General features: G+C 40.1%; 22 protein-coding genes. 18 read left to right on the forward strand and 4 right to left on the reverse strand.

Going from position 1 to position 21,797, the window contains the following annotated elements; translation table 11 throughout:
- Positions 1-1,395: 1,395 nt before the first annotated feature.
- Complete coding sequence (locus ACR65M_RS21275) at positions 1,396-1,929, reverse strand: DUF2529 domain-containing protein (protein WP_341333265.1); 534 nt, start codon at positions 1,927-1,929, stop codon at positions 1,396-1,398.
- A gap of 284 nt (positions 1,930-2,213) precedes the next feature.
- Here ACR65M_RS21275 and ACR65M_RS21280 point away from each other — a divergent pair, with 284 nt between their 5' ends.
- From ACR65M_RS21280 to ACR65M_RS21315, 8 genes are all read left to right on the forward strand, one after another.
- Positions 2,214-2,585, forward strand: a complete 372-nt coding sequence (locus tag ACR65M_RS21280; RefSeq protein ID WP_010677224.1) for a response regulator — start codon at positions 2,214-2,216, stop codon at positions 2,583-2,585.
- A gap of 339 nt (positions 2,586-2,924) precedes the next feature.
- Entirely contained in the window at positions 2,925-3,788 is an 864-nt protein-coding gene (locus ACR65M_RS21285; protein WP_440274348.1) for a class II fructose-bisphosphate aldolase, read from the forward strand.
- A 212-nt stretch (positions 3,789-4,000) separates the two neighbouring features.
- Entirely contained in the window at positions 4,001-4,162 is a 162-nt protein-coding gene (locus ACR65M_RS21290; RefSeq protein ID WP_440274349.1) for a hypothetical protein, read from the forward strand.
- A 557-nt stretch (positions 4,163-4,719) separates the two neighbouring features.
- Complete coding sequence (gene murA, locus ACR65M_RS21295) at positions 4,720-6,006, forward strand: UDP-N-acetylglucosamine 1-carboxyvinyltransferase (RefSeq protein WP_341333263.1); 1,287 nt, start codon at positions 4,720-4,722, stop codon at positions 6,004-6,006.
- A gap of 452 nt (positions 6,007-6,458) precedes the next feature.
- Positions 6,459-7,421, forward strand: a complete 963-nt coding sequence (gene glpX / locus ACR65M_RS21300) for a class II fructose-bisphosphatase (RefSeq protein ID WP_121448530.1) — start codon at positions 6,459-6,461, stop codon at positions 7,419-7,421.
- A gap of 633 nt (positions 7,422-8,054) precedes the next feature.
- Positions 8,055-9,347 (forward strand): transcription termination factor Rho, encoded by a 1,293-nt coding sequence (gene rho / locus ACR65M_RS21305; protein ID WP_121448529.1) that lies wholly within the window; start codon positions 8,055-8,057, stop codon positions 9,345-9,347.
- A gap of 213 nt (positions 9,348-9,560) precedes the next feature.
- Entirely contained in the window at positions 9,561-9,761 is a 201-nt protein-coding gene (gene rpmE, locus ACR65M_RS21310) for a 50S ribosomal protein L31 (RefSeq protein WP_116351985.1), read from the forward strand.
- Positions 9,762-9,934: 173 nt separating this feature from the next.
- Positions 9,935-10,555, forward strand: a complete 621-nt coding sequence (locus ACR65M_RS21315) for a thymidine kinase (RefSeq protein WP_341333262.1) — start codon at positions 9,935-9,937, stop codon at positions 10,553-10,555.
- Positions 10,556-10,622: 67 nt separating this feature from the next.
- Here ACR65M_RS21315 and ACR65M_RS21320 read toward each other — a convergent pair whose 3' ends face one another.
- Complete coding sequence (locus ACR65M_RS21320) at positions 10,623-11,138, reverse strand: MerR family transcriptional regulator (protein ID WP_341333261.1); 516 nt, start codon at positions 11,136-11,138, stop codon at positions 10,623-10,625.
- Positions 11,139-11,645: 507 nt separating this feature from the next.
- On the opposite strand from ACR65M_RS21320, the gene prfA reads away from it, so the two are divergent.
- Together prfA and prmC are read left to right on the forward strand one after the other, a co-directional pair.
- The gene (gene prfA, locus ACR65M_RS21325; RefSeq protein ID WP_121448525.1) at positions 11,646-12,722 is read left to right on the forward strand and encodes a peptide chain release factor 1; all 1,077 of its coding nucleotides are present in this window, start codon (positions 11,646-11,648) and stop codon (positions 12,720-12,722) included.
- Positions 12,722-13,591, forward strand: a complete 870-nt coding sequence (gene prmC / locus ACR65M_RS21330) for a peptide chain release factor N(5)-glutamine methyltransferase (protein ID WP_440274350.1) — start codon at positions 12,722-12,724, stop codon at positions 13,589-13,591. The genes prfA and prmC overlap by 1 nt, the downstream gene beginning before the upstream one ends.
- A gap of 81 nt (positions 13,592-13,672) precedes the next feature.
- Here the strand turns inward: prmC and ACR65M_RS21335 are convergent, their stop codons facing one another.
- Positions 13,673-14,146: a hypothetical protein gene (locus ACR65M_RS21335; RefSeq protein ID WP_440274351.1), complete on the reverse strand. Its 474-nt coding sequence runs from the start codon at positions 14,144-14,146 to the stop codon at positions 13,673-13,675.
- A gap of 2 nt (positions 14,147-14,148) precedes the next feature.
- A complete protein-coding gene (locus tag ACR65M_RS21340; RefSeq protein ID WP_121448522.1) occupies positions 14,149-14,352 on the reverse strand; it encodes a helix-turn-helix domain-containing protein in 204 nt (67 codons plus the stop codon).
- Between the two features lie 785 nt (positions 14,353-15,137).
- Between ACR65M_RS21340 and spoIIR the strand changes: the two genes are divergently transcribed.
- From spoIIR to ACR65M_RS21380, 8 genes are all read left to right on the forward strand, one after another.
- Positions 15,138-15,821 carry a stage II sporulation protein R gene (spoIIR, locus tag ACR65M_RS21345; RefSeq protein WP_440274352.1) on the forward strand — a complete coding sequence of 228 codons (684 nt, stop codon included), beginning with the start codon at positions 15,138-15,140 and terminating at the stop codon, positions 15,819-15,821.
- Between the two features lie 78 nt (positions 15,822-15,899).
- A complete protein-coding gene (locus ACR65M_RS21350) occupies positions 15,900-16,346 on the forward strand; it encodes a GNAT family N-acetyltransferase (RefSeq protein ID WP_440274353.1) in 447 nt (148 codons plus the stop codon).
- A gap of 351 nt (positions 16,347-16,697) precedes the next feature.
- On the forward strand, positions 16,698-17,741 hold the full coding sequence (locus ACR65M_RS21355; RefSeq protein ID WP_440274354.1) for an L-threonylcarbamoyladenylate synthase: 1,044 nt from the start codon (positions 16,698-16,700) through the stop codon (positions 17,739-17,741).
- A gap of 206 nt (positions 17,742-17,947) precedes the next feature.
- The gene (locus ACR65M_RS21360) at positions 17,948-18,514 is read left to right on the forward strand and encodes a manganese efflux pump (protein ID WP_121448518.1); all 567 of its coding nucleotides are present in this window, start codon (positions 17,948-17,950) and stop codon (positions 18,512-18,514) included.
- A 210-nt stretch (positions 18,515-18,724) separates the two neighbouring features.
- Positions 18,725-19,156, forward strand: a complete 432-nt coding sequence (locus tag ACR65M_RS21365; RefSeq protein WP_341333254.1) for a low molecular weight protein arginine phosphatase — start codon at positions 18,725-18,727, stop codon at positions 19,154-19,156.
- Positions 19,157-19,182: 26 nt separating this feature from the next.
- Entirely contained in the window at positions 19,183-20,469 is a 1,287-nt protein-coding gene (locus ACR65M_RS21370; RefSeq protein ID WP_440274355.1) for a methyl-accepting chemotaxis protein, read from the forward strand.
- A gap of 122 nt (positions 20,470-20,591) precedes the next feature.
- A complete protein-coding gene (gene rpiB, locus ACR65M_RS21375; protein ID WP_341333252.1) occupies positions 20,592-21,044 on the forward strand; it encodes a ribose 5-phosphate isomerase B in 453 nt (150 codons plus the stop codon).
- Between the two features lie 102 nt (positions 21,045-21,146).
- Positions 21,147-21,719, forward strand: coding sequence for a TIGR01440 family protein (locus ACR65M_RS21380; protein ID WP_440274356.1), 573 nt, complete (start codon positions 21,147-21,149; stop codon positions 21,717-21,719).
- The last annotated feature ends 78 nt before the right edge of the window (positions 21,720-21,797 follow it).

The raw sequence follows: 21,797 nt of genomic DNA on the forward strand, positions 1-21,797 counted from the left end.
CTCATGAAGAACATAACGCATGAAAAAGAGGCTGGAAATGTACTTCATTGATCTTATGAAAAGGAAAAAGCATTCGAGTTTGAATCCGAATCCCCTTCATCGAGCTTATGAAGAGGAAAAAGCATTCGATTTTAAATCCGAATCCCCTTCATCGAGCTTATGAAGAACATAACGCACGAAAAAGAGACGGGTTATGTACTTCATTGGGTTCATGAAGAACATAACGCATGAAAAAGAGGCTGGAAATGTACTTCATTGATCTTATGAAGAACATTACGCACGAAAAAGAGACGGGTTTTGTACTTCATTGGGCTCATGAAGAACATAACGCATGAAAAAGAGGCTGGAAATGTACTTCATTGATCTTATGAAAAGGAAAAAGCATTCGATTTTGAATCCGAATCCCCTTCATCGAGCTTATGAAGAGGAAAAAGCATTCGATTTTGAATCCGAATCCCCTTCATCGAGCTTATGAAGAGGAAAAAGCGTATGAGTTTGAATCCGAATCCCCTTCATCGAGCTTATGAAGAGTAAAAAGCATCCGGTTTTGAATCCGAATCTTCTTCATCGGGTTTATGAAGAGTAAAAAGCAACCGGTTGTGAATCTGAATCCCCTTCATCGAGCTTATGAAGAGGAAAAAGCACAATAATTTGAATCTGAATCCTCTTCATCGAGCCTATGAAGAGTAAAAAGCACAATAATTTGAATCTGAATCCTCTTCATCGAGCCTATGAAGAGTAAAAAGCACAAAAATATGAATCCGAATCCTCTTCATCGGACTATTGAAGAGTAAAAAGCATCCGGTTTTGAATCCGAATCCTCTTCATTGGGTTTATGAAGAGTAAAAAGCATCCGGTTTTAAATCTGAATCCCCTTCATCGAGCTTATGAAGAGGAAAAAGCATTCGATTTTGAATCCGAATCCCCTTCATCGAGCTTATGAAGAGGAAAAAGCATTCGATTTTGAATCCGAATCCTCTTCATCGGACTAATGAAGAGTAAAAAGCATCCGGTTTTGAATCCGAATCCTCTTCATTGGGTTTAGGAAGAGTAAACAGCATCAGATTTTGAATCTGAATCCTCTTCATCGGACTTATGAAGAGGAAAAAGTACAAAAATTTGAATCTGAATCCTCTTCATCGAGCCTATGAAAAGGAAAAAGCATCCGATTTTAATTCCGAATCCCCTTCACCGGACTTATGAAGAGGAAAAAGCACAAAAATTTGAATCCAAATCCTCTTCATCGATCAAATGAAGTGGAAAAAGCACAAAAATTTGAACCCGAATGCCCTTCATTGATTATACGAAAAGGAAAAAGCGTAAGATACCTCTACGCTTCCTCTTCATAAAGTTAGCCTCGTCCAGGCATTCATCAAATTTTATCCGATTTAATCCTTATTCAAATTCCTCGACCATTTCTTTAATTGTGAATTTTAGACCGTAATAGGCATATAGAGCAGTCATCACGCTTGGGAATCCAAAGCGGGTTCCATCATCATCGGGGATGAGTGGCTTTTGTAGCTTGCTATCGATATGAATATCGACGCTTTTCTCAAGAGTACGCTCATCTTCCGCTTTTACAATTGCCGAAATCGCTACGGTTTGGATCCCATTACCGCGCAGTTCTTCTGCAAGCTTAATCGCATCTTCATCGGTACAAAATCTTGTGATTAATAGAACAGAGTCAATATCTTCGATTTCGTTCATTTTTTCATCAGTAAATAATGGCTTTGCAGATTTTAAGGGTTCAGCCCCAGCCAGCGCCTCGGTAGCAACTGCTGCCATTTCGCCAAAACCATGTACGAAGACTGTGCCATCGCTAATGACTGACTGAGCCAGAATTCTTGCCCCATCCTCCATATTCATTTCCTCATGCTCCATTATTCTCTTAAATTGACCTTGAAGTTGTGTAGTAAAAATTTTTAACATAAATGTATATTTCCTTTCTTGTCGATAGACTTATTTCCATATATTATCATAATAACGTTATACAAAAAAAATAAGAAATGATGTCGAAATTTGTAGTATTAATTGTTTCGGTCTTGGAAATAAAAGTTTTTTAGGTAAAAAGCAGGAAATTAAGTAGGTGTGGTAGAATTAAAAATGAATAACGATATAATAATATTCGAAAAAACGAACGTATCTAAAAACGATCGTGAAGACAACGTAATTTATCCAACTATTTTTATCTATTTAAGGGGGGTTATTCAAGAATGTCAGAAAAAATCTTAATTGTGGATGATCAATACGGAATACGGATTCTATTAAATGAAGTTTTTCAAAAAGAAGGTTATAAGACATTCCAAGCAGCTAATGGAGTACAAGCAATTGATATTGTTCAAAAGCACTCTCCGGATTTGGTCTTGTTAGATATGAAAATCCCTGGTATGGATGGGATTGAAATACTAAAACGACTGAAGAAAATAAACCAGGATATTCGGGTAATCATTATGACAGCTTATGGTGAACTTGATATGATCCAAGAAGCGAAAGATTTGGGAGCAATTACCCATTTTGCAAAGCCGTTTGACATTGACGAGCTTCGAGAAGCAGTAAGAGCAAATATCCCATTAAAATCTGAATAAAAAACTTAAAAAATACAAAATACTGGTATGAACAAAATGGAAACGCTTCACGAAAAAGATGTGAAACATTCCTGTATTGCGAAATCAAAATCTTGTGATATGCTTAGTACTGTATTGTTGCTATTCCTTAACACAAAGGGCATTTTTGTGTGCTTTTTGTTTGTTAATTTCTAACAAGAGCTTACATATTATGATTTTATTTCGGTCATTCTATTAGGTGATACGAACTCAATGGGAATAGGTAAACAATAACCCGGTGAGACTTTGCCGTGGTTCTATCGTGTATAGGGATAATGCCTTAATTTACACAATAAAACGGTACAAAAGGAGGAAATTCACATGCCTTTGGTTTCAATGAAAGAAATGCTTGAAAGAGCAAAAGCAGAAGGGTATGCAGTAGGTCAATTTAACATTAACAATCTTGAATTTACACAAGCTATTTTACAAGCTGCTCAAGAAGAAAATTCACCAGTTATTCTTGGTGTTTCTGAAGGTGCTGGCCGATATATGGGTGGATTCAAAGTTGTAGTAGCAATGGTTAAAGCGATTATGGAAGAATCCAATATCACAGTTCCGGTTGCTATTCATCTTGATCATGGTTCTTCATTCGAGAATTGTGCAAAAGCTATTCATGCTGGATTCACATCTGTTATGATTGATGCTTCTCATCATCCATTTGAAGAGAACATTGCGATAACTTCTAAAGTAGTTGAGCTTGCACATTTCCACGGAGTTTCTGTAGAAGCTGAGCTTGGTACTGTTGGTGGACAAGAAGATGACGTAATAGCTGAAGGTGTTATCTATGCGGATGTTAATGAGTGTGTTGAGCTTGTTAACCGCACTGGTATCGATTGCTTAGCTCCAGCTTTAGGTTCTGTTCACGGTCCTTACAAAGGTGAACCAAACCTTGGTTTCAAAGAGATGGAAGAAATTGGTAACAAAACTGGTTTACCGCTTGTACTTCACGGTGGAACTGGTATTCCAACAAAAGATATTCAAAAATCAATCTCTCTTGGAACAGCTAAAATCAACGTAAACACAGAAAACCAAATTTCTTCAGCAAAAACAGTACGTGAAACTCTAGCTGCTAAGCCAAATGAGTATGATCCACGTAAATACTTAGGACCTGCTCGTGATGCAATTCGTGAAACAGTTAAAGGCAAAATGCGTGAATTTGGTTCCTCTGGAAAAGCTAACGCGTAAGTAACCTTTTGGATGTAGAAAACGTCTAATTAAATAGATTGGAGAATGGTCTCCAACCCCAAAAAAACCGCTTATTTCCTGTTATTGACAACATGATTTGGAGATAGCGGTTTTCTTGCGTTATAATAAGAAAAGCGAAAGACGCTCAAGTATCGGCGATAAGCACTAGACAGGTACTGATAGAAGGCGCAATTTTTCGCCTTCAGAAGTGCATGGCTTGTGACCTCGAGCCGATGGCGGCTGGAGCTAGACAGTACGAATTGCGCAAGGAGCTTTTTGAAAACCTTGCCGTATTAGATGGGAGTCTAGGGGTAATTACAGGTAATCAAACACAAAAAAAGTGGAAGGAGCTGATTTGTGTAACTTACCCATAAAAACTGAAACTTAGACGAACGCTATAACGTATAACTAGAAAAGCGCTAAGCGCGCCCGTTAATCGGCGACAAGTATAAGTAAAAGCGCTGACAGAAGGTGCATTTTACCTTCCGAAGCGATTGGCTTAGACCAAAGAGCCGATGGCGCATGGGGCTAGACAAGACATTGACCTTCAACAAGAATCACTTCAAACACACTAAGTGCCACATAAAATGATCTCAATTTGAATATGAAATAAGAGCAATGCTTTTGTAGTACGAACTTAGACCTATTGATTTTATCCTCTTTAGGTGGATTTGCTTGTTTTGATGAAAAAGGATAAAATGATACATGATTTTCTTATTTTCATGTAAACTAAGAGTTAATACTCGTGCAGTTAATCTATGTTAAAATATACCAATTCAAGTGAAGTGTCGTTACGATTGTGTAACGTAAATAAGGGAAAAGAACTGCCTAAAGCTAGTTTTCTTCCGGAAAATATTCCGGACAGGTTGTATCCGTGGCAATTCAAGGATTCCCTTACAAAACCGTCATCTTCGCTAGAAGGGAGCCACATATGGAAAAACTAAAAATAGCAGGCGGTTATCCACTAAAAGGATCTGTAAAAATCAGCGGGGCAAAGAATAGTGCAGTTGCCCTGATTCCAGCAACAATCCTAGCAGAAACGCCGGTAACAATTGAGGGGCTACCAGATATTTCGGACGTGCAAATTTTAGGAGATTTGCTTGAAGAGATTGGTGGTCACGTATCAATAAGTAAAGAAGAAGTTTATGTTGACCCGACAAATATTGTCTCAATGCCACTACCAAATGGTAAAGTCAAAAAGCTTCGTGCGTCCTATTATTTAATGGGGGCAATGCTAGGTCGTTTTAAAAAGGCAGTTATCGGTCTACCAGGTGGATGTCACCTAGGTCCACGACCAATTGACCAGCATATTAAAGGCTTCGAAGCGCTTGGGGCTAAAGTGACAAATGAGCAAGGAGCAATCTACCTTCGAGCTGATGAGTTAAGAGGTGCCCGCATTTACCTTGATGTTGTAAGTGTTGGAGCAACTATTAATATCATGTTAGCAGCAGTGCGTGCTAAAGGTCGTACTGTCATTGAAAATGCGGCAAAAGAACCTGAAATTATTGATGTGGCAACACTGTTAACAAGCATGGGGGCAAAAATTAAGGGAGCCGGAACAGATGTCATCCGTATTGAAGGTGTAGATTCTCTGCAAGGTTGCCGCCATACGATTATTCCTGACCGCATTGAAGCTGGTACATATATGATTATTGGTGCCGCAATGGGTGAAGGTGTATTAATTGATAATGTCATTCCACTTCACTTGGAATCATTGATTGCAAAATTCCGTGAAATGGGTGTAACTGTTGAAACAAGTGACGACCAAATTTGGGTTGCCAGTAATAAGAATCTAAAGTCTGTTGATATCAAGACACTTGTGTATCCAGGTTTTCCAACGGACCTACAGCAGCCTTTTACATCCTTGCTAACAAAAGCAACTGGAACAGGTGTTGTAACCGATACGATTTATGGTGCTAGATTTAAGCATATCGATGAGCTTCGTCGTATGAACGCCCAAATTAAAGTTGAAGGCCGTTCAGCGATAGTCACTGGACCAGTTCAACTTCAAGGTGCAAAAGTTAAAGCAAGTGATTTACGTGCAGGTGCCTCACTAGTTGTTGCTGGTTTAATGGCAGAAGGTGTAACTGAAATTACTGGCCTTGAGCATATTGACCGTGGCTATAGCCATTTAGAAGAAAAACTAACAGGCTTAGGCGCTACTATTTGGAGAGAAAGCCTAACAGAAGATGAAATTGAACAACTCCAAAATTCATAGAAAAGCGGGTTGACCAGAAACGAGGAAAATCAGATACTCCAACGCAAGAGAAGCCATTTGCCTCTGAAGGAAAAGTTGAAGTTTATCGGATTTCTAGCCGCCTGATCTATATGTAATTATATAGAAACTCAAACTCCCACTACAAAAAGTGGGAGTTTTCATGTATCCTTAAGAAGAAAAGTCCAGACGAGCGTATAGCGACGTACGGACTGAGGCACACATGATGTGGGTGTGGCGTACTTAGTCTGTGAACCTTGCCTCTCAAGGAGATAAAGGAAACACGGCGAGTGGCGCGAGCCGATGTTGAGCTTATCGTACGGAAGGTGTGGGAAGTTTTGCTAGTTGCTGCGAGTCGGAGCTAGACAGATGGAAAAGTAGAGAGAAAACGTTTTTTGTTATGTTAAGGTTATGTGGAAAAATAGAATAAAATTATTTGCTAGGGGGAAGAGAGTGTGGAAAGAAGCTTATCGATGGAGCTTGTACGTGTTACAGAGGCAGCGGCATTAGCATCAGCTCGTTGGATGGGACGCGGTAAAAAAGATGAAGCAGATGGAGCAGCAACCTCTGCAATGAGAGATGTGTTCGACACAATCCCAATGAAGGGACAAGTTGTCATTGGGGAAGGAGAAATGGACGAGGCTCCAATGCTTTATATTGGTGAAAAGCTTGGAAATGGCTATGGTCCAAGAGTTGACGTAGCGGTGGACCCACTTGAAGGGACCAATATTTTAGCGTCTGGTGGATGGAATGCATTGTCTGTATTGGCTGTAGCGGATCACGGTAATTTACTTCATGCACCAGACATGTATATGGACAAAATTGCGGTCGGTCCGGAAGCGGTTGGGTTAATTGATATTAACGCACCAATAATCGATAACCTAAAAGCTGTTGCAAGAGCAAAGAATAAGGATATTGAAGATGTTGTGGCAACCGTTTTAAACCGACCAAGACATGAGCATATCATTTCACAGCTTCGCGAAGCAGGTGCTCGAATTAAGCTAATCAATGACGGCGATGTTGCGGGAGCCATTAATACAGCATTTGACCATACTGGTGTAGATATTTTATTCGGTTCAGGCGGTGCCCCAGAAGGCGTTCTTTCAGCTGTTGCATTGAAATGTCTAGGTGGCGAAATTCAAGGTAAGCTTCTACCTCAAAATGATGAGGAGATTGCGCGTTGTATCAAAATGGGACTTGATGTTTCAAAAGTTCTTAAAATGGAAGATCTAGTTAGCGGAGATGACGCCATTTTTGCAGCAACCGGTGTTACAGATGGTGAGCTATTACGTGGCGTGCAATTTAAGGGATCAATTGGCACCACTCATTCACTTGTCATGCGTGCGAAATCAGGAACTGTTAGATTCATAGATGGTAGACACAGTTTGAAGAAAAAGCCTAATCTAGTAATTAAATAAAGTAGAAGCGAGTCTTTAGACTCGCTTCTCACTTTTAATCACTCGCGTGTTTGCTTAAAAGCATTCTTGACACTGTAACTTCATAACTCTATTAAAATAAGGGTATTGATTAAAAATACAAGAATAGGGTAAAATAAAGAGGATTATCTAACAGAATATGTTCCTTTATATTTAATAACGAATGATTGAAAAAGTGAAAACTTTTCGCAGGGGTTCAAACCCTGGCTAAATAATGTCAAAACCTCCGGCGGAGACATGCGATCTTCAAAAGTCACTTTTCGCCTAGTCGCGAAACAATCTGGGCGCGAATACGCCAAGGCGTGTTTGATTGTCTTTTTTACTTCAATTAAATTCATGTTTAGGGATTCCAATTTCCTTAACAAAAATGAGTACCGCGGTAAAGCTTCTATGCAATCCTCATAATGCTTCTATATCATTCCATCCATACTGTTACATATAAAATGTTTCATCTATCTCTTATTTTTTTTAAGAGAAAAATGCGAAAACGCTTTTATATAATGGACGAATGAACCAATCATCAAATGCGCTTTGGCGAGCGTTATAACCAATCAATTGGAGAGCATTTACGGTTAAGTAGAAACAATTTTAAACTAGAAAAAGAGTGGTGTACGAATGAGTATTACAATTTCAAGCCTAGAAAACATGAAGCTAAAAGAATTATACGAATTAGCACGTGAATTTAAGGTTTCTTATTATAGCAAGTTAACGAAGAAAGAATTGATTTTTGCAATCTTAAAAGCACGCGCAGAGCAGGATGGCCTTTTATTTATGGAGGGTGTTCTGGAAATTATCCAATCAGAAGGATTCGGTTTCCTTCGTCCTATCAACTATTCTCCATCGTCTGAAGATATCTATATTTCTGCATCTCAAATCCGTCGTTTTGACTTGAGAAACGGGGATAAGGTTTCGGGGAAAGTGCGTCCTCCAAAGGAAAATGAACGTTATTATGGACTGCTTCACGTGGAGGCTGTTAATGGTGATGATCCAGAATCCGCAAAGGAACGTGTTCACTTCCCAGGTCTAACACCTCTATATCCAGATCGTCAAGTTATCTTAGAAACAAAGCCAAATCATATTTCAACTCGAATTATGGACATTTTGGCACCGGTTGGTTTCGGACAACGTGGACTCATTGTAGCACCGCCTAAGGCTGGTAAAACGATGCTGATTAAGGAAATTGCAAACAGCATTACAACCAACCATCCAGAGGCTGAGCTAATCGTATTACTAATCGACGAGCGCCCAGAAGAGGTTACAGACATCGAACGATCCGTAGCAGGAGATGTTGTAAGTTCTACTTTTGATGAGGTTCCGGAAAACCATATTAAGGTTGCTGAACTTGTGTTAGAAAGGGCGATGCGTCTTGTTGAGCACAAACGGGATGTCATTATCTTAATGGATAGTATTACTCGTCTAGCAAGAGCATACAACCTTGTTATCCCGCCAAGCGGACGTACATTATCAGGGGGTATTGACCCTGCTGCATTCCACCGTCCAAAGCGTTTCTTTGGGGCGGCGAGAAACATCGAAGAGGGTGGAAGCTTAACAATCTTAGCGACTGCGCTTGTCGACACAGGTTCACGTATGGATGACGTTATCTATGAGGAATTTAAGGGTACTGGTAACATGGAACTTCACCTTGATCGTTCACTCGCAGAAAGACGTATTTTCCCTGCGATTGATATTCGTCGTTCTGGTACAAGAAAAGAAGAGCTTCTTATCGAAAAAGGCAAGCTGGATAAAATTTGGGCAATCCGAAAAGCAATGTCAGATTCTCCAGATTTTGCAGAGAAATTTTTACGTCGACTTAAGCAAACTAAAACAAATGCAGAGTTCTTTGAAATGCTAGAAGCAGAAAAGAAAGCGGCAGCTGCTAGAAGAAGCGGCAATCGTTCTGATTCCTAAGGTAAATACACTGAAGTTTGTGAATGCAACAAATCTCTGTGTTGGAAAAAATATTGAGAATTAACGGTTTTTAACAGCAGGATTAAGTTGCAATTCACAGCTTCACTTGTTATAATTTCAACATGTGCGTTTTAGGTATTCAAAATACATGTGATTTTGCTAAAACGTAACTCTGTTTCGATCAATGATTCAGGGCGGAAGGAGATGAGACGAATGAAATCAGGAATTCATCCAAACTATAAAAAAGTTATGGTGAAATGTGCTTGTGGTAACGAATTTGAATCTGGTTCTGTAAAAGAGGAGATCCGCGTTGAGGTTTGCTCAGAGTGTCACCCATTCTATACAGGCCGTCAGAAGTTCGCTGATGCAGGTGGACGTGTAGATAAATTCAACAAAAAATACGGTATTAAATAATATCGGTTTGAAAGCCAAAAACAGGCAAGTTTTTTCTTCTTGCCTGTTTTTTTTGCTACTAAACCTATTTTTTCTCGCAATTATAGATACTTACCTCTTAAAAATAATCCTCAAATCCATAGTCAATTAGTTGGCTCGGTAGAAACAACCCGAGGAAAGGAGACTTTCGTTTCATGTATATTATGAAGCAAAGTGGCTGGCTTGAAGTAATTTGTGGAAGCATGTTTTCAGGAAAATCTGAGGAACTGATTCGACGTGTACGTCGTACTGAATTCGCAAGACAATCCGTTCAGGTGTTTAAGCCTCAAATAGATAATCGATATAGTGAAAATTCCGTTGTATCCCATAATGGTTCTTCGTTTATAGCAAAACCAGTTGCAACTTCAGCTGATCTTTTAAAAGAGGTCTCTGCAGATACAGATGTAATTGCAATTGATGAAGTTCAATTTTTTGATGATGAGATTTTAGATGTCGTTCAGACACTAGCAAATCGTGGTCATCGTGTCATCGTTGCTGGCTTGGATCAAGATTTCCGTGGAGAGCCGTTTGGAAAAGTGCCTGAGCTACTTTCGCTAGCTGAGCTTGTTACTAAATTACAGGCGGTTTGTTCAGTCTGTGGTTCACCTTCAAGTAGAACACAACGCTTAATTAATGGACAACCTGCATCCTATGATGATCCGATTATTTTAGTAGGTGCTTCGGAGTCCTATGAGCCACGTTGCCGTCACCATCATGAAGTGCCAGGAAAACCATTATTACAATCTACTGTTCAAAAGGATACAATGAAATTATAAGGCGCTCCTGATTGGGGTGCTTTTTCATTTTGGGCATAAAAAAAGACCAGGCTTAAGTGTCCTGATCTTAGAAGAGGAATCCGAGAACTCTTTTACGTTTTCTTGAACCTTCTACTTTTTCGAGTGTAATGGCCGTTTGTTTTTGTAGTTCTTCCTTTTCTCTTTCAAGTTGCTCGATATAGTCCTCCATTTTTTGCATCCTCTTCTGAAGTTCATCTATTTCCTTGCGATGTTGAAGAAGTTGATAGGAAACAACGTCACTTGCTTTTTCTTGAATTTGTCTTTCATTTTCTTTAATCCGATCCATGATTGCGTTTAACTTTTCTGAGAGTGTTTTATCTGATGCTTGAACCATTTTCCGTGCGGTCCCCTTCCTAGGCGCTGGTGTAGTTAATTCGATTTTATCAGAAGGGACACCGGATTTCACTTGATTCCGTATTCCCTCGAATAATGGAAGGTCCGTGTTCTCAAATACATAGTGTCCGTATTCGTTTTTGGTACACTTAAGATTAAAGATTTTGATCCATTTCCGAACCGTTTTTGTTGATACCCCCAATTTTTTTGCGAACTGCGCAGTATTCACACCAACCAATCCCCCTATTATCTCTATTATTATATTGAAAGACTTTCTTCCGATTCTTTATCTACTACTACGATTCTCCTTTTATCGATAAAATCCTTCCGTCTAGACAAAACTAGAACCTTTTCGCCAAAGAAAGAACCAATCCAACATAATATCTGTAATTCGACAGCGAAATTTGGGAGAGAATGATTATAAGGTTAACGTGTCCAGCCCCTAGCGATTCCTTGGTCTAGCCAATCAGTCAAGAAGGATAAAAAGCATCCTTCTCGCCATCTTTTCTTATGCTTGTCAGACTTTCACAGGACAGGGAGGGCTTCGACAGCATTAATATCGCACGAAGAAAATGCCTGTATTTTCGAGGAAGTGCTCACATGACGTTGCCACAGGACGTGGAAGTAGTTAGTCGATGTTCCATTTTACAGGGCGCCTGCGCTTTTCATTTGTAATTTGCTTTGACGATGTGGGTACCCTATACTATAATTATACTGTTATGGACTAAATTTTGAGGTGAAGAACGTGTTCGATCGTTTAGAGGCTGTTGAAGCTCGTTATGAAAAACTAAATGAACTATTGAGTGACCCGGATATCGTAAGTAATACAAATAAACTACGTGAATATTCAAAAGAACAATCTGATATACAAGAAACTGTAGAGAAGTATAGAGAGTACAAAGAGGTTAAGGAACAGTTAACCGATGCTAAAGCAATGCTTGAAGAGAAGCTTGATGCAGAGATGCGTGAAATGGTAAAGGAAGAAATCAATGAGCTTGAGGACCAAATGGAGGAACTCGAGGAGCGCCTGCACGTGTTACTATTGCCGAAGGATCCGAATGATGACAAAAACGTTATCATGGAAATCCGTGGTGCTGCAGGTGGAGATGAGGCTGCTCTATTTGCTGGTGATCTTTATCGCATGTACAGCCGCTTTGCTGAGCACCAAGGCTGGAAGACTGAAGTGATGGATTCAAACTCAACTGGTGTTGGTGGATATAAAGAGATTATCTTTATGATTACCGGAAAAGGTGCTTATTCGAAATTGAAATTTGAAAATGGGGCACACCGTGTGCAACGTGTTCCTGAAACAGAATCAGGTGGACGTATCCATACATCAACTGCAACTGTAGCGGTATTACCTGAAGCAGAAGAGGTTGAAGTCGAAATTCATGAAAAGGATATTCGAGTCGATACGTTTGCATCCAGTGGACCTGGAGGACAAAGTGTTAACACCACAATGTCAGCGGTACGTTTAACGCATTTGCCAACTGGAACGGTGGTTTCCTGTCAGGACGAGAAATCACAAATCAAAAACAAGGAAAAAGCAATGAAGGTATTGCGTGCCCGTGTTTATGATAAATTCCAACAAGAAGCACAAGCGGAATACGACCAAAACCGTAAGCAAGCCGTAGGTACAGGTGACCGTTCAGAGCGTATCCGTACGTACAATTTCCCACAAAACCGTGTAACCGACCACCGTATCGGGTTAACGATTCAAAAGCTTGATCAAATCCTAACAGGGAAACTTGATGAAGTTATTGATGCTCTCATCATGGAAGACCAAGCAAGAAAAATGGAGCAAGCCGAATAATGGCAGAATTTCATAAAATATTTGAAGCCCTTAAATGGGCTTCTTCTTTTTTACGGGAGCATGGTCGGGAAGAGAATATCGGGGAAATGCTGTTATGTCATTATCTAGGGTTAAGTAGGGCGCAACTCCTTGCGGAAATTAGAGAAGAACTTCCTCCAGATGTGAAGGAGAAGTTTGTAGCGGCTATTGAAAAGGTTGTGAGTGGAGTTCCAGTCCAACACATTATGGGCTATGAGGAGTTTTACGGGCGTAAATTTTTAGTGAATGAGGAAGTCTTAATTCCAAGGCCTGAGACGGAAGAATTGGTTCAAGGGTTACTTGCAAGGATGGGACGGTTGTATCCTGCAACAGATGTGATTAAGATCGTGGATGTCGGGACAGGGAGTGGAGCGATATCGGTGACGCTTGCTCTTGAAAGCAATCGACTAGATGTGATGACAGTGGATATTGCGAAGGCTTCTATTGATGTGGCGCAGGAAAATGCAGCTCGGTTAGGCGCGAAGGTAAGGTTTGTTGAAGGTGACTTATTAGGACCGTTAATAGAAGAAGAAAATAAGGTAGATGTAGTTGTATCCAATCCGCCGTATATTCCAGAAGATGATATTGAGACGTTGTCAACGGTTGTGAAGGATCATGAACCTCTCCGGGCTCTAGTGGGTGGCCAAGACGGATTGGATTTCTATCGCCGATTTATGAAGGAGATACCTCTTGTTTTAAAAGAAAGAGGGATCGTTGCCTTTGAAGTAGGCGTTGGTCAGGGTGAAGCCGTTGCGCAAATGCTACGTGATGCTTTTCCTGGAGCAAAAGTAGAAGTTGTGAACGACATAAATGGAAAAGACCGGATGGTTTTTGCAGAAATAGGATTTTAAAAGGGCTTGGCACAGGTGCCAAGCCTTTTTTCTGTTGGTATAGTGGCTGGCTTTGCGTTCTGATCAAATCTAATGGCCAGTCTAGTAGTTCTTCTTCCAAGAAATAAAATAAGCAATGATTTGTATCAATGGATACAACAAAAATAAGATAATTGGGTAGTAGGGTACGTTGTCTGAGATGAAGGGATAGAGTAAAAATAGGGCGCTGATGATCGGGAATGTGTACCACATGCTAATATATGAAGTGCGACATGCTTTTCCGGTGAGTTCCTTTTCGCGTTCATCTCCTTCTTCAAATTCGATCGGCAATAAAAATACATTTTTCCATGACTTTCGTTTCTTTTTTAATTTTGGGTACGTAAATACGGTAAAAAGAGTGCCTACTACGATTGCGATTAAAATGGGTAATGTGTTTATCTCGATGGTCCATGGTGGTTCTTGATTCGTTTTTACGATTTTGGCAAAGTCCATTTGTGCATAATACATTGACGATAAGGCCCAGCCCATAAGCATGATTGAAACAATTGAATACACAACATTACGAACAATACTCATCTTCATTCATCCTCCAAATAAAAAATTTTCTCGATTGGCAAGTTAAACGTTCGTGCGATATTCATTGCGAGCAATAGTGATGGTACATAGCTTCCTTTTTCCAATGCCACAATTGTCTGCCGCGTCACGTTCACTTTTTCAGCAAGAGCACCTTGTGTAAGACTGTGCTTTGCACGGAGCTCCTTCACTCGATTTTTAATTTCCATTGGTAATATCCTCCAAGCGTTACTGCTTTTATTGTAAAGTAGACTATACATTTTGTAAAGTCGACTTTACATTTATTTTTAAAAACAATTGAAAAGCCTACTTCTGTTTATTCAATCCAAATTATTTTCCCATTTGGACACATTGGCGGCAATTACTGGTTTGTACTGTCGGAATCAGCGAGGAATTCGGACTCACAGCTCGTGGAATTTGCTTTTTACCGTCAGAATCAGTGTGCTATTCGGACTCGCAGCTCGTGGAATTAGGTTGTACTGTCGGAATCAGTGTGTTATTCGGACTCACAGCTCGGGGAGTTTGGTTATACTGTCGGAAACAGTGTGTTATACGGACTCACTACTCGGGGAACTTGGTCGTACTGTCGGAATCAGTGTGTTATTCGGACTCGCAGCTCGTGGAATTTGGTTGTACTGTCGGAATCAGAGTGTTATTCGGACCCGCAGCACGGTGAATTAGGTTTTACTGTCAGAATCAGTGTGTTATTCGGGCTCGCAGCTCGCGGAATGCGGTTGTACTTTCGGAATCAGAGTGTTATTCGGACTCACTGTTCGCAAATCATGCTTGCTCTGTCTAAATCAGCTACGCTCCGATTCGCTATTTCAGATCAACTAGTCCGAATGAGCTTTATATTCAGACACACAGCAGGCTTTAACAGCTCGGCTTGACGGAATCATTCTACTAAAAAATAGTTTAATAGATTTTTCAAATTTGGTAGTTTAGGATTCTATTTTTTTGGCGAGAATGGTTTGTGAAGGGATGGTGCTAGAGAGTGAGTAAACAAATTGCAATTATATCATTTATATTTTTACTGTTAATTGGGGCGAATAGCCATTTATTGATAAAAGAAACAAGTGCGCAAGGGTATCAGGTAATTCCTGATGAAGCGATTCGACTTCGCATCTTGGCAAACAGTGATTCAGAAGAAGATCAAGCTTTAAAGCGCAAGGTGCGTGATGCGGTGAACGCAGAAATTACGGAATGGGTTGCGGAGTTAACTTCAATTGAAGCAGCTAGAGAGTTGATTCAAGAGAGACTACCAGAAATTGAGAAAATCGTTGCTAGAGTTTTAGAAGAAGAAAAGAGCAATCAAAATTACTCAGTCAAATATGGACGCAATGTTCAATTTCCAACAAAGCTTTACGGTCAATTTCTATACCCAGCAGGTGAGTATGAAGCCATTTTAATTTCGATAGGTGAAGCTGAAGGAGCAAACTGGTGGTGCGTGTTATTCCCTCCATTATGTTTCTTAGACTTTTCAACAGGTGATGCAATTGAAGCGTCAGATGAAGAAGGAAAAGATGTAGCCATGGAGCAAGAAGAAAAAGAAGTGGAGAAGGAAGAAAAGCAAGAAAAGAAAGACAACAAAGACAGTGCGGAAAATAAGGAAAGTGAAGGAGAAGAAGTAGAGGTAAAATTCTTCTTAGTTGAATTTTTCACGTCACTTTTTAGCTAAAAGTCTAGCATTTGGTTCTATTTGTTTAGAAGCCCTCATAGAGTAGTTACTAGATAATGAAAGATGGGGTGGAGAACTATGAAACAAATTAGAACGGCGACAGAACAGGATATTGAAAAAGTAAGAGCATTTTTAGTACAAGCTGAAGTAAGTGCGGAAGGTATTGAATCGATAATGGACCATTTTATATTACTGGAAGATGCTGAGCAACAAATCCTCGCGACCTTAGGGATTGAGAGGATTGAAAAGGATGGTTTACTTCGATCGCTCGTGATCTCGCCGGGCGTTGACCAAACGAATTTATTAACGCTATTTAAAAGTGCGATTTCACTAGCGAAGCATAAGGAAATTAGCCGATTATATTTAGCGACAAATAAGCAAGCGTCGATTCAATTTTTCACCATGCTTGGTTTTGGACAAGTTGAAACGAATGAGCTACCAGTACATATAATAGGATCCAATCATATCTCACAGCTGCTTGAAAAAGCGGATCCGATGTTCATGGTTTCGCAAATTGAAAAATAAAATTAGTTTTCAAACCCTTGTTTGTGGACGGAATGTTTGCAGGCGGGGGTTTTATTTGTATTTACACAACTAAATTGTGGATAATGTGGATAAGTTTTGTTGTTAAAAAGGTATAAAATATGATAGTCTATGGAACGTGATGAAAAATATGGGCTGTGGATACATTTTTCCCTATAGATGTGATTTATGGAAAAGTTGGTTATACCCACAAAATTATCCACATTTTCGGTTAAATTATCCACAAAATGTGGATAACACTTGTTTTCTACCCATTATATACCTATACTTTTTTATATTGTAATAATAAATAAACTACATAACTAAAGGAATTCATTATAGGAGTTGCGTTACATGGAAACAAAACAATGGGTTGTGGATAAAGATGAACATAATTTAGAATCTTATCCACAAATAAAAGAGGCTGCAACGCTTCTACGGGCAAATGAAGTGGTTGCATTCCCTACTGAAACGGTCTATGGCCTTGGAGCAAATGCTTTATCTGACGAGGCGGTTGCAAAGATCTATGCAGCAAAGGGGCGCCCGAGCGATAATCCACTGATTGTCCACATCTCCACAATTGGGCAGCTTTATAATATCGTACAGGATATTTCGGAGCAAGCTGAGCGTTTGATTGAGAAATTCTGGCCAGGTCCGTTAACACTTGTTTTAAAAAAGAAGGAAAATGCTGTTGCAAGTAAAGTAACAGCAGGTCTAGAAACGGTGGCAGTACGGATGCCAAGTCATCCAGTTGCTTTGGCATTAATATCGGCAACAGGGCTTCCGCTTGCTGCGCCAAGTGCGAATCTTTCGGGAAAACCAAGCCCGACACTAGCCAAGCATGTAGCCGATGATTTGACTGGAAAAATCGCTGGCGTCCTTGACGGTGGAGCAACAGGTGTTGGACTTGAGTCCACAGTTCTGGATTGTTCAGGTGAGGTACCTATCATTCTACGTCCAGGCGGTGTGACGAAAGAGCAGCTTGAGGAAGTGTGTGGTGTAGTCAAGGTTGACAAGGCGATATTAAAAGAAGATGAAGCGCCAAAATCGCCAGGAATGAAATATAAACATTATGCACCGACGGCGCCACTTACAATCGTAAATGGTTCAATGGAATTTATTCAATCTCTTGTAAAAGAAAAGCAAGCTGAGGGGTTGAAAGTTGGCGTTTTGACAACAACGGAACGTGAAAAGAAATACAGTGCAGATAACATTATTGCTTGTGGTTCGCGTGAAGATTTAGAATCGGTGGCAAACAGACTTTATGATGTCCTCCGCCTCTTTGATGAAAGTAACGTCGATGTTATTTTTAGTGAGAGTTTTCCAAGTGAGGGCATTGGGCAAGCTATTATGAATCGGTTAATCAAAGCTGCGGGACATAAATTGATAACTGAATAAATTGGGAAATTCTTAGCTGAGATATATGGTTCAAAAAGGTGACGAATCTTATTGCTATAAGGTCAAGAAACGTGAGACTTGAGGAACGGCGAGGCCGAGTGATGCAGAGATTCGCAGTCTATCATTTGGCAACTTTTTGAACAACCTTCTTCTATTTCGTTTTGTACATGCATATGTTGAAATAGGCACGTCCAAGGAGGTAGAAGATGGATATTACAGCATTTCTCGGGGAACTTATAACCTTATTTATAATGGCATTTGCTTTAGGAATGGACGCATTTTCCGTAGGACTTGGAATGGGATTAATCCGGTTAAGGCTTAAGCAGATTTTAACAATCGGGATAACCATCGGTGTGTTTCATATGTGGATGCCTTTGGCTGGAATGATGATCGGCCATTTTTTATCAGATACATTTGGAGCAATTGCAACCTATGTTGGTGCGGGATTGCTCTTATTTTTAGGATTGCAGATGATCATTTCCTCCTTCAAGGACGATGACGGTGACAAACGCATGATTACACCTGTTGGATTTGGTTTGTTTATTTTTGCCTTAAGTGTGAGTCTTGATAGTTTTTCTGTTGGGCTTTCATTAGGGATTTATGGTGCGAAAACGATTATGGTTATTCTGATGTTCGGTGTAGTTAGCATGATCCTGTCGTGGGTCGGTCTACTGCTAGGCAGAAAGGTCCAACATTGGCTCGGTACATATAGTGAGGTGCTAGGTGGTTGTATTCTCCTGGTCTTCGGAGTGAAATTGCTATTTCCTTTATAAGTGGGACAAGGGACCTGTGACCCAGGGAATCTGAAGTGGTTATGAGGAAGCTGTGACCCATGGAAGAGTATGAGTGAAAAACTCGTGCTCTTTTTTTCATTTATTGACTATGTGTTTTGGGTTGATCTCATTTATAATAGTACTATATCGAATTTTGTCTATTTGTGCAGGTCGTTCGCAGCATAAAGGCAGGTAGAAAAGGGTGATAAAATGATTCGCGTTTTATTTGTTTGTACAGGAAATACATGTCGAAGTCCAATGGCTGAGGCGATTTTACGAAAAAAGTGCGGTGAAGATATCGAAGTAAAATCAGCGGGGATATTTGCTGGGGATGGTAGTCCTGCTTCGGCTAATACGGCACAAGTCTTGAAGGAAAATGGAATTGAGTGTCAGCACTCTTCTTCCTTTTTAATACAAGAGCATATTGATTGGGCCACTTATGTGTTAACGATGACTAACCACCATAAGCAAGCAATACTTCAACGTTTTCCAGAAGCCCAGGACAAAGTACATACCTTAAAGGAATTTACAAATGGTAGTGGGGATGTTTCTGATCCATTTGGAGGGCCAGTAGAGATTTATAGAGAAACCTATGCAGAGCTCGAACCATTAATTGACGAGGTACTTTCAAAACTTAAATAGAGAGATAGATTCAGGGGGAGAATCGGTTGAAAAAAAGGCGCTATAAATTTGGTATTAAGCTAAAATTAGTCTTACTTACGACTATTTTAGCGATTGTGACTTACTCAACATCTGCGTTATTCATTTATTTTGTGTATCCGTTCGTAAATGAGTTGATCAATCAACAAATCTTTATCATTGGCACGCTGGTTTTAGGGATTGTTTGGTCTGGGATTCTTGCGTATTTTGCAGCTTCCTTTATTACGAAACCACTCCAAAAGCTTGAGCAGGTAGCGATTCATGCGGCGAATGGTGATATTCGTGAGGATGTTCCTGTTTCGAAATCAGATGACGAGATTCGTAGCTTGAGTCTTGCTTTTAATAAAATGCTACACAATCTCCGCGAAATGGTTCAAAACATTGAAGGCAATTTTGAAAATACAAATGAAAAGGTTATTGAAATTACAAAAGCATCCAGTCTTGCCTCCGAACAGGCGGAAAATATTAACCGAACAATTTCTGAGATTTCCAAAGGGGCGGATAGCTCGGCCGTATCGATTCAAGAAACAGCTGAATCTGTCGAGGATGTGATTCAAATTGCTGGAGAGGTTCAAGAAATTGCGAAAACCTCACAAAACTTGTCTGTTGAAATGGTCGATACATTACATGATAGCAAAGAGGTTGTTCATTCGTTAATTTCGGGCATTAATAAGCTTGTTGATAACAATCAAATTTCACTTCAAGCCGTCAATCGTCTTGAGACGAATGCGAAGGAAGTAGAGCATATTATTTCTCTAGTTGGCGATATTGCACGCCAAACAAATTTACTTGCATTGAATGCGTCAATCGAAGCGGCTCGTGCTGGTGAACATGGTAAAGGCTTTGCGGTTGTTGCTGAAGAAGTAAGGAAGCTTGCGGACGAAAGCTCAAAGGCTGTTCAAGGGATTACGGAGCTTATCCAAAGTATTCAGCAAGAGGTTCGAAATGTAGTCGTTCAAATTTCAGAACAAGTCGCTGTTGCAAATGAGGAAGCGAAAAAGGGAACCATCACAAATGAGGCGCTTGCTGAGATGACAACGTCCGTTCATGAAGTGGCAGATGCAGTAAAACAAATTGTTACCTTGGTTGAAAAACAAATGGAACGCATTCAAGAAACATCCCTGCAGTCTCAAGAGGTTGCGGCGATTGCGGAACAGACTTCAGCTGGTGCTCAAGAAGTAAGTGCGGCAACGCAACATCAGACAAGTGTAATTTGTGAAGTGGATGCATTGGCACAGGAACTTGCTACACAAGCAGGACAGTTAAAGCAGACGATTCAACGGTTTACAATGTAATTTTAAAAAGATAGAACTCCTATTTTGGTTCGGGAGTTCTTTTTTAGGTATAATAAAAATTAATGGAATGTCTTTTGGAGAAATATCGAGCCAAGTCTCAATTCATAATAGGGGGATTTACAATGAAAGTTGCAATAGCTTCAGACCATGGCGGTTTAGTATTACGTGAGGAAATTAAAAAGGTATTGGACGAACTTGAAATTGAGTATGATGATTTCGGATGTGAATGCTCTACATCTGTTGATTATCCCGATTATGCACTACCTGTAGCGAAAAAAGTAGCGAACGGGGAATATGACCGTGGTATTTTAATTTGTGGAACGGGGATTGGGATGAGTATTGCTGCGAACAAGGTACAAGGGATCCGTTGTGCACTTTGTCATGATGTATTTAGTGCAAAGGCTACACGTGAGCATAACAACAGCAATATTTTAGCAATGGGTGAACGTGTGATTGGCCCGGGGCTAGCAGTTGAAGTTGCAAAAACATGGCTTACTACAGAATTCTCAGGTGGACGTCATGAAAACAGAATCAACAAAATCACCGCTTATGAAAACAACCCCTCTGGGGAATAACATACGAGATTACAGCGCCTGAGGACATGATGCATCAGGCGTATATTTAATTACTTCAATACTTTTGTGGGACAAGGGCCTGTCCCGAAGGAGGGAACGAGGATGGTTGCAGATCTTGAGGTGTGGAAAAGGCAGCTTCAGACGATTCTTTCGGAGTTTGCGGAACGTGCTTCGCTGAAAAAAGGAGAGCTTCTTGTTGTCGGGTGTAGTACAAGTGAAGTCATTGGTGAACGAATTGGTACGGCCGGATCAGAAGAAGTGGCGGAAATGATTTTTAGAGAATTGGCTAAGCTTCGTGAAAATATAGGCGTGGAGCTCGCGTTTCAGTGTTGTGAGCATTTAAATCGTGCATTAGTGGTAGAGCGGGAAACAGCGATACATAAAAATTTCGAGCAAGTAACAGTTGTTCCGGTTCGAACCGCAGGTGGTGCGATGGCCACATATGCTTTTGGGCATTTTAATGATCCTGTTGTTGTTGAGTTTATTAAAGCCGAAGCGGGAATTGATATTGGTGATACCTTCATTGGCATGCATCTAAAACATGTTGCAGTTCCGATTCGAAGTTCAGTTAAAGAACTAGGTGGTGCACATGTTACAATGGCCAAAGCAAGACCAAAACTCATTGGTGGCGAAAGAGCAGTCTATCCGAATAAAAAGGAAAATAAGAAATGTTAATAGATGAACTGACCTAGCCAAATGAGACATATATAAAACACCTATCCATATTAAATTTAACACTTTTTCATTAATTTG

It is taken from the genome of Ferdinandcohnia sp. SAFN-114, assembly GCF_059415045.1.

Coding starts and splice junctions, on each gene's coding strand:
- ACR65M_RS21275 (WP_341333265.1), bottom strand. CDS start 1,929: ATGTTAAAAATTTTTACTACACAACTTCAAGGTCAATTTAAGAGAATA.
- ACR65M_RS21280 (WP_010677224.1), top strand. CDS start 2,214: ATGTCAGAAAAAATCTTAATTGTGGATGATCAATACGGAATACGGATT.
- ACR65M_RS21285 (WP_440274348.1), top strand. CDS start 2,925: ATGCCTTTGGTTTCAATGAAAGAAATGCTTGAAAGAGCAAAAGCAGAA.
- ACR65M_RS21290 (WP_440274349.1), top strand. CDS start 4,001: ATGGCTTGTGACCTCGAGCCGATGGCGGCTGGAGCTAGACAGTACGAA.
- murA (WP_341333263.1), top strand. CDS start 4,720: ATGGAAAAACTAAAAATAGCAGGCGGTTATCCACTAAAAGGATCTGTA.
- rho (WP_121448529.1), top strand. CDS start 8,055: ATGAGTATTACAATTTCAAGCCTAGAAAACATGAAGCTAAAAGAATTA.
- rpmE (WP_116351985.1), top strand. CDS start 9,561: ATGAAATCAGGAATTCATCCAAACTATAAAAAAGTTATGGTGAAATGT.
- ACR65M_RS21315 (WP_341333262.1), top strand. CDS start 9,935: ATGTATATTATGAAGCAAAGTGGCTGGCTTGAAGTAATTTGTGGAAGC.
- prmC (WP_440274350.1), top strand. CDS start 12,722: ATGGCAGAATTTCATAAAATATTTGAAGCCCTTAAATGGGCTTCTTCT.
- ACR65M_RS21335 (WP_440274351.1), bottom strand. CDS start 14,146: ATGAGTATTGTTCGTAATGTTGTGTATTCAATTGTTTCAATCATGCTT.
- ACR65M_RS21340 (WP_121448522.1), bottom strand. CDS start 14,352: ATGGAAATTAAAAATCGAGTGAAGGAGCTCCGTGCAAAGCACAGTCTT.
- ACR65M_RS21350 (WP_440274353.1), top strand. CDS start 15,900: ATGAAACAAATTAGAACGGCGACAGAACAGGATATTGAAAAAGTAAGA.
- ACR65M_RS21355 (WP_440274354.1), top strand. CDS start 16,698: ATGGAAACAAAACAATGGGTTGTGGATAAAGATGAACATAATTTAGAA.
- ACR65M_RS21360 (WP_121448518.1), top strand. CDS start 17,948: ATGGATATTACAGCATTTCTCGGGGAACTTATAACCTTATTTATAATG.
- ACR65M_RS21365 (WP_341333254.1), top strand. CDS start 18,725: ATGATTCGCGTTTTATTTGTTTGTACAGGAAATACATGTCGAAGTCCA.
- rpiB (WP_341333252.1), top strand. CDS start 20,592: ATGAAAGTTGCAATAGCTTCAGACCATGGCGGTTTAGTATTACGTGAG.
- ACR65M_RS21380 (WP_440274356.1), top strand. CDS start 21,147: ATGGTTGCAGATCTTGAGGTGTGGAAAAGGCAGCTTCAGACGATTCTT.